The organism is Candidatus Krumholzibacteriia bacterium (genome assembly GCA_030748535.1).
Taxonomy (GTDB): Bacteria; Krumholzibacteriota; Krumholzibacteriia; order JACNKJ01; family JACNKJ01; genus JASMLU01.
In genome coordinates this window covers 24,420-31,322 of sequence record JASMLU010000012.1, presented here as the reverse complement: position 1 = coordinate 31,322, position 6,903 = coordinate 24,420, and the positions used below count along the sequence as shown (strand labels likewise).

Here is a 6,903-nt window from a genome sequence, read left to right as displayed (position 1 = left end):
AGAAGGGGAAAGTCGGGTTCCTGGGCGGCAAGGAGGGGTGCCATAAAATGCGTAGGAACAATTTCCCGGCCAGAACTGAAGTATTTCAGGCTGGCTTTGGCAGAGGAATTGCAGGATACTCCTTTGTTCCCGGATAGGCCGGGAAGGGAAGCTCTTTCCAGCACTGTGTTTATAGATTGAGATGAACCAGAAAACGAACCGAAAGACCCTTTCGAAGGTCACCAGAACTCACCGCTATGAGCAGTTCATTCCGCGTGAGAAACGCATCTATGTGAACCGGAACCTGCGCATGGGTTCGATTCGCTGGGTGGGCTTCGACATGGACCACACTCTGGCTCTCTACAATCGCAACTTCATTGAGGCCCTGGCCTTTGACCTGGCCCGTGATGCCCTGATCCGGGAGCGGAAGTACCCGGACTTCCTGAGGGACATTCTCTACGACCCGGACTTTGGCATTCGCGGCCTGATTGTGGACAAGGATGAGGGAAACATCCTGAAGGTGGATCAGTTCAGCTATGTGGCGAAGGCTTTCCACGGGCGGAAGGAACTGGACCGCAACGAGCGGAAGAAAATCTACAGTGCGCGCACCCAGCCTCTGGCCAGTGACCGTTTCTGGAGCAGTGACACCCTCTTTGGTCTGCCGGAGGTTTCCCTTTATGCCTGCTCGGTAGAGGCCATGGAGCGGGAGCTGGGCAAGGTGGACTACCGGAAGCTCTTCGATGACATACGCTACTCCGTGGATCTCGTTCACCGTGACGGGTCTCTCAAGAGGATTATTCTGGAGCGCATGGGGGAGTGCTTTCTGAAGGACCCCGGCCTTCTTCCCACTTTGGAGAAGTTCCGGCTTGAGGGAAAGCGCCTCTTTCTTTTAACCAACTCCGACTACGAATACACCAGCCGCGTATTGAGTCATGTACTCAGCGATCCGCTCCGGGGAAGTTCCTGGTGGGATTACTTCGATCTCCTGGTCGTGGAGTCACGCAAGCCCGGTTTCTTCAAGGGACGGCTTCGCTGGAAACCTGTCGATCATGGCGAGCACCCGGTTCCCACCTTTGCGGGTGGAAACTACCGGCGGCTCGAGCAGGAGATTGGCGCAATCGGCGATGAGATCCTTTACCTGGGGGATCACATTTTTGGCGACATTCTTCGCTCCAAAAAAACAGGCGGCTGGCGCACCGGAATGGTGGTCGAGGAACTCGAGCACGAGATTCTTTCTGCCATGAAAGCCGAAGACAATCAGGAGGAACTCGACCAGATTCAGGACGACAACTCCCGCGTGCTCCTGCGCCTGGAGGCCGTCCGGACCCGCAAACTGGAACTCCGCAATCGCAAGCTCAGCGAATATCGGAGTCTGGACGAAGCCCAGATGCGTGAAATGGATCTCGAATTGCAAGAGGTGGGAGCTTTGGAAAGAGAGTTGGAGGAAGAGCTGTCCAGTAAGCTCATGATCATCCGCGCTCTCGAGGAAGAGGCTCAGAATCGATACAATGCCTACTGGGGATCCCTCTGCAAGGTGGACAGCGAAATCAGTCGCTTCGGCTCGCAGATGAGAGACTACGCCTGTACCTACACAAGTCGGGTCAGTAACTTCCTGGCCTACCCTCCGGACAAGTACTTCCGCAGTCCGGAGGAATTCATGCCCCACGAGATCTAGCGGATCATTACCAGCTTCCGGCTCGACAGGATTTGGCCATTCGCGCGAAGGCGGGCCAGATAGACGCCACTGGGAAGGCTTGCCCCCTGCGTGTCCCTTCCATTCCAGCTCAGTTCATGGCTGCCAGCCCTTCGCCTTTCATTCAGAATCTCGCAGACCTCTCTCCCCCGGATGTCCAGAATACGAAGGTCGATCTGAGCCTCGGTTTCCAGATCAAAGCGCAGGGTGACCTTCGGATTGAAGGGATTTGGCCAGGGGGGCAGCAGTTCACCGCGAGGAGCGGGGATTCCTTCGTCGACTCCCGTTCCCGAGAAACCGGCGGCCTCGACCACTTCTCCCAGCGTGGGACCATTGCTCATGGGGTCAATGGGAGGGAAGTGCTCGTGCCCATCGTACCAGTATTCCTCAAAGCTGTCTGCGGAGATGCACCCCCAGTCGCCTGCGTAGAGGTCGGCAATGACCAGATACACCTCCCGGCCGATCTGGGTCGATGTATTCCAGAAGCGACGGGACATGGAGTGCTTGTTTTCACCGGTCTCGGAAAAGAGAAGCCGGTGATTCTCCTTGTTGACCAGAGCGACGAAACAGGTGTCGGGAAGTTCCCCTCCGCCGACCATGATCATCATCCGGTCGGAACTGACCTCAAAGCTCTCGCTGCGGATCATGCCCGTGGGAGCAAAACCCTGAATCCAGCCCGGGGTATTGTAGCCGGGGTAGGGATAACGCTCATAGGTGGCAATGTAGCCGTTGCCCTGCATGAAGCTGGTCGGCATGCCGCGTTCGCGGGGGTTGTCGCCGAAGGTCGGCTGATTCACGAAAGCCTCGCCAAAGCCCTCCATTTCGGTCCAGGACTCCGAGAGTCCCATCTTGCTCTCCACTACCGGAATGTGGTCTCCGGTTTCCAGATTGGCAGCATCGAAGCGCAGGAAATAGAGCGGCCCGTCCTCCATTTCTACTGAATTGTAGCGACTGAAGAGGAGTTCCCCATTGGCCCAGGTCAGTTCCGGGCCGTTGCCGGAGTCAAAGGTCGTGGCGTTTTCCTTGATCCAGGCTCCTAGGACGAAGAGGTCTTCGCTGTAGAGATGGCTGGTTCCGTAGATGTTCTGCTCTGTGAAGAAGAGGTGATAGTAATCCTGCTCGTCCCGAAGGATCTGCACGCTCTCCAGCAGGTTTTCGGTGTCATTGACGAAGAAGGGCCCCTGATCGGACCAGTTCACCGCATCCGTGCTGAAGGCGCTCCCAACAGCCCCCAGACCATTGGAGGTCATGGCCGTGGTAAGAAGGTAGTAGTAGCCGCTCTGATCGTTGAAGAAGATCTCCGGATCCCGGTTATTTGCCCAGGGACCGACCTCCCAGTTGGACCATTCTCCGGGAACATACAACGGGTTGTCCGGGTGGCGAGTCCACTCGTAGAGATCCTGACTGTAGGCCAGTCCGGTCTGTTGACAGACCACGGAGTCAACTCCGGTGTAGTACATGAACCAGCCCTCGCCCTGCGGGTTGTCGATGATGACCGGCGCCCAGACATAGGAACTTTCCCAGGTCTCCGGGATGACCTCCAGAATCGGATCATGATGGGTCCAGTGCATCAGGTCCGGACTCGTAATGTGACCGAACCATTTCTCCGCCCTCAGCCAGTCCCCCGGCTCCGGCAGATAACTCTGGATGAAGAAGACATGGTAGAGACCCTCATGATAGACCACGGAATGGTCCTTGACCTGCACTCCGATCTCTTCAAGATAGAAGGGCTGCTCAAACTCGAAACTCAGAAGCGCAAGGCTCCCCTGAGTTCCGAAGAGAAGAAGGAGCAGGCAGAGAACTGGACGGATCGGGAAACCCCGCATCGAATTCCTTTCGGTCAATCATATAGAAACACAATGATAACATAGTTTTATATCCAGATCCAGTCCCAGGAAAATGGGATCGGGGCGACCCTGTTTCCCTATTTAGCTCGCCCGACTTTCCGGGAAGTCTTGAAAGCAACCCATCCCTCCTCTATATTCCCTCGGATGCCTGCGAAACCGTGAACCTGTTCCGAGGATTGAAAATGTCCCTTTTGAAGAAAATCCTGCTTTTGGCTCTCATTCTTCTCTCCTTCGCGCTTCCCGTTCTGGCCCAGGGAGGCCAGGCTGAGCTTCTGACTTCCACCGGCTGGGAGTTTCTCCGGAACGGTCAGTACAAGGATGCCATGATGGAGTTCGAGAAGGCTCTTCTCAGCGATCCGGGAAACTTGCGTGCCGCCGAGGGTCTCGGGAAATCCGCCATGCAGATTTCCGAATGGGCCCGCGCCAAGAAGGGCTTCGACATTGCCCACAACCTGAAGCCGGATGACTGCAAGACCACGGCGAACCTGGCCTATGTGGAAATGCGCTTGAAGCATGTGGGCGTGGCTCGCAGGCTCTACGAGCAGGTGCTTGGAAAGCCGGGCGTGAGCGGCTGCGATCCGAACGACAACTATTCCAAGAACCAGTTGGCGACCCTGTATTTCCGGAGCAAGGATCCCAAGCACAAGGATCTTGCCATTCAGCACTTCAACCAGTTGCTGAACACGGAGACCGAAAACAAGAACATCCTGTTCAGTGCCAACTTCTATCTCGGCCAGCTCTATAAGCAGCGGAAGAACTACAAAAAGGCCGTCGAGTTGATGGAGAAGGCTTTCAAGATCATGCCCGACCGTACCAATGGTCGCTACGATCTGGGAGTTCTCTACTTCAACACCGAGGACTATGACAGTGCCCTTGAGCATCTGAACATTGCCTTTGCCGAGAAGGCCAATGACTTCAACATCAACCTGATGCTGGGCCTTTGCTACTACAACAAGGATGATGATTCAGAGGCGATCACCTACCTGCAGAAGGCCGTGAACCTCGTCAAACTGATGAAGCCGGCCGACCAGCCCAAGAAGAATCTTCCGCACCGCTACCTTGCCGACCTCTACCGCGGAAAAGGGGAGCCGGGAAAGGCCATTCGCACCTGTGACGCAGGTCTTCGCATCAGCAAGAACAAGTCGGAGAAGGCCGGCCTGATATGCAGCAAGGCCAAGGCTCTGGAGGATCGCGGCAAGTACGAGGAAGCTCTGGAGCTTTTCGAGTCGGTCATGAGCGATTCCCGCTGGGGCTCCTATGCAAGGCAGCAGGCTCGCCGGCAGGAAGACCTGATCGAACGCCGCTCCATGGGAGGATAGTCATCCAGGAGATCTCGTGAGCCCGAGTTTTTTTCTCGCTTGGCGACACATGAAAAGCCCCCGACGAAGCCGGGCCATCGCATTGACGGCACTGGTGGCAAGCGGGGGCATTTTCACGGGGGTGACGGCGCTTACCCTGATCCTGTCGGTGATGAACGGCCTGGAAAACGAACTGGCGACCCTGATTCACGAGGGGGAAGCTCATGTTCACCTGGTCAGCACGGCTCCCGGCGGACTCGAAGACTATGACTCCCTGATTCAGGAACTGGAAAGCCGCGAAGGCGTCGTGGCCGTTTCCCCCAGCCTACAATCCGAGCTTCTTCTGGTAGCCGAGAGCGGCTCGAAGCGGATTCGCATGCAGACGGCCACACTTCGCGGTATGGATCCCTCCCGGGAAACGACAGTCACGGGGCTTCTCGAGCCGGGTTTTGACTCCTTCGTAGTGGACCCGGAATGGGAAGTGGAGGGGGAGAGTCGCGAGGGCCTGGTGCTGGGTCTTGAACTTGCCCGGAATCTGTCCCTGGGACTCGGGAGCGAGCTTCGTCTGATCATTCCCGATGCACTTTCCTCTCAGGCCAGGGAGATTCACGGAAAAGAAGCCCGGGCAGTTCTGCTTGATGTCGTGGACACCGGACTCTATGAGAGCAATTCAACACTGGTTCTCGCTGACCTCGACTTTGCTTCGGAGTTTCTGGGCAGGAAGGTGAACACACTCCTCATTCGTTGCGAGAGCGCAGAGCTGGCCCCTGACCTGACGGCATCGCTTCGGGAGAATCCTCCTGCCGAAGACCTTCGCATCGAAAGCTGGATGGATCGCAACCAGTTGCTCTTTGATGCCATGGCAAGAGAGAAGCTTCTCATGTACCTATTCCTGATTCTGACCATCACCGTGGCCAGCCTGGGTATTGTTTCCACCCTGACCCTGATGGTCAGCGAGAAGCGGGGAGAGATCGGGATTCTGAGAACCCTGGGCATGAGCCGTTCTGCGGTGATGAGCATGGTTGTCACCGAGGGTTTTCTGGTGGGCTTGGCAGGGACACTCTTCGGGCTTCTTGTCAGCTGGGGACTGGGAAGCTGGTTCCAGCACCATCCCCTGCCCATTCCCTGGGACCTGTTTATCGTGGATCGTCTGCCCCTGATCATGAAACCCGTTGACTTTCTGCTCGTTGCCGGCCTTAGCTTGCTGGTCAGCCTTCTTGCGACCCTGTATCCCGGCTGGGAAGCAGCCCGGCTGAACCCCATCGAGGCAATTCGAAAAGCCTGAGAAGAGAGGATTCGCTTGGGCGTCGATTACGTACTTCCCCATCCCTGTCCCGTACGCTCCGACCTGGGCGAAGCGGGTTTGCGTCGCTGGGCCTTTCTCTACATGGTCTTCAAGTACCTGAGAGATCATCCCGCCGAAAGCGCCAGTGAAACCGGTCCCTGGCAGCTTCCCTCCACCTCGGCCTTCCCGGAGAAGGAGCGCGAGTTCAAGCGCAAAGAAGTCGAGGAAGTGGGGCAAAAGATTGCCACACATCTGAAACATTGTGCCCAATGTCCGGCAAACATGGACCCCGCCTCCGATGAGTTCGGCTGTATCGGAAGGGTCAACTACCCCATAGAATCCTGCTTTGAGGAGTTCCTCGCCGACCGGACACAGCGAGTACTGGATCGGCTGGAAAGCGGCGAGTGGCCGGCCTTTCTGGCTCTCGTGCAGAAGGGCGGCTTTGATGGAAGGTCGATTGCCCGACTTCGTTCCCTGCGGCTGGCTCGGGAAGAACATCTTCTGGAATTGCCCGATGCACTTCCCCTCAAGCGCGTGGGCGACGGTCTGAACACAAATCATCTTCTTGAGGGCATGCTCGGACTCAGGAATCCTGATGCGGGATCGGTATACTCAAGAGAGATTCCCCGCGATCTTGCCGGCGCCTGGCTGGACTTCTATTCGGGGGTTCTCTATGCCACGCTTCCGGAAGAAAGAGTGACCCGCTTTTCCAGAAGCTGTTCGACTTACCTGCAATTTCGCTGGCTTCACCGGGCATTGCGCCTGGCCTGGAAACTGGGCCTGCCGGTCTGGCTGGACTAG

Annotated in this window: 6 protein-coding genes; 5 read left to right on the top strand and 1 reads right to left on the bottom strand. The window is 56.8% G+C overall.

Going from position 1 to position 6,903, the window contains the following annotated elements; all coding sequences use genetic code 11:
- Both QGH30_08655 and QGH30_08650 read left to right on the top strand, forming a co-directional pair.
- Nucleotides 1-180: hypothetical protein (locus QGH30_08655; GenBank protein ID MDP7022408.1), on the top strand; the 180-nt coding region annotated here is incomplete at its 5' end.
- Between the two features lies 1 nt (nucleotide 181).
- Nucleotides 182-1,654, top strand: a complete 1,473-nt coding sequence (locus QGH30_08650; protein MDP7022407.1) for an HAD-IG family 5'-nucleotidase — start codon at nucleotides 182-184, stop codon at nucleotides 1,652-1,654.
- Here the strand turns inward: QGH30_08650 and QGH30_08645 are convergent.
- The gene (locus QGH30_08645) at nucleotides 1,651-3,498 is read right to left on the bottom strand and encodes a FlgD immunoglobulin-like domain containing protein (GenBank protein ID MDP7022406.1); all 1,848 of its coding nucleotides are present in this window, start codon (nucleotides 3,496-3,498) and stop codon (nucleotides 1,651-1,653) included. The genes QGH30_08650 and QGH30_08645 overlap by 4 nt on opposite strands.
- Before the next feature lie 203 nt (nucleotides 3,499-3,701).
- Between QGH30_08645 and QGH30_08640 the strand changes: the two genes are divergently transcribed.
- Genes QGH30_08640 through QGH30_08630 form a run of 3 tightly spaced genes read left to right on the top strand, consistent with a single transcriptional unit; the run spans nucleotide 3,702 to nucleotide 6,903 of the window.
- Nucleotides 3,702-4,838, top strand: a complete 1,137-nt coding sequence (locus QGH30_08640; GenBank protein ID MDP7022405.1) for a tetratricopeptide repeat protein — start codon at nucleotides 3,702-3,704, stop codon at nucleotides 4,836-4,838.
- Nucleotides 4,839-4,854: 16 nt separating this feature from the next.
- Nucleotides 4,855-6,102, top strand: coding sequence for an ABC transporter permease (locus tag QGH30_08635; protein MDP7022404.1), 1,248 nt, complete (start codon nucleotides 4,855-4,857; stop codon nucleotides 6,100-6,102).
- A 15-nt stretch (nucleotides 6,103-6,117) separates the two neighbouring features.
- Entirely contained in the window at nucleotides 6,118-6,903 is a 786-nt protein-coding gene (locus tag QGH30_08630) for a hypothetical protein (GenBank protein ID MDP7022403.1), read from the top strand.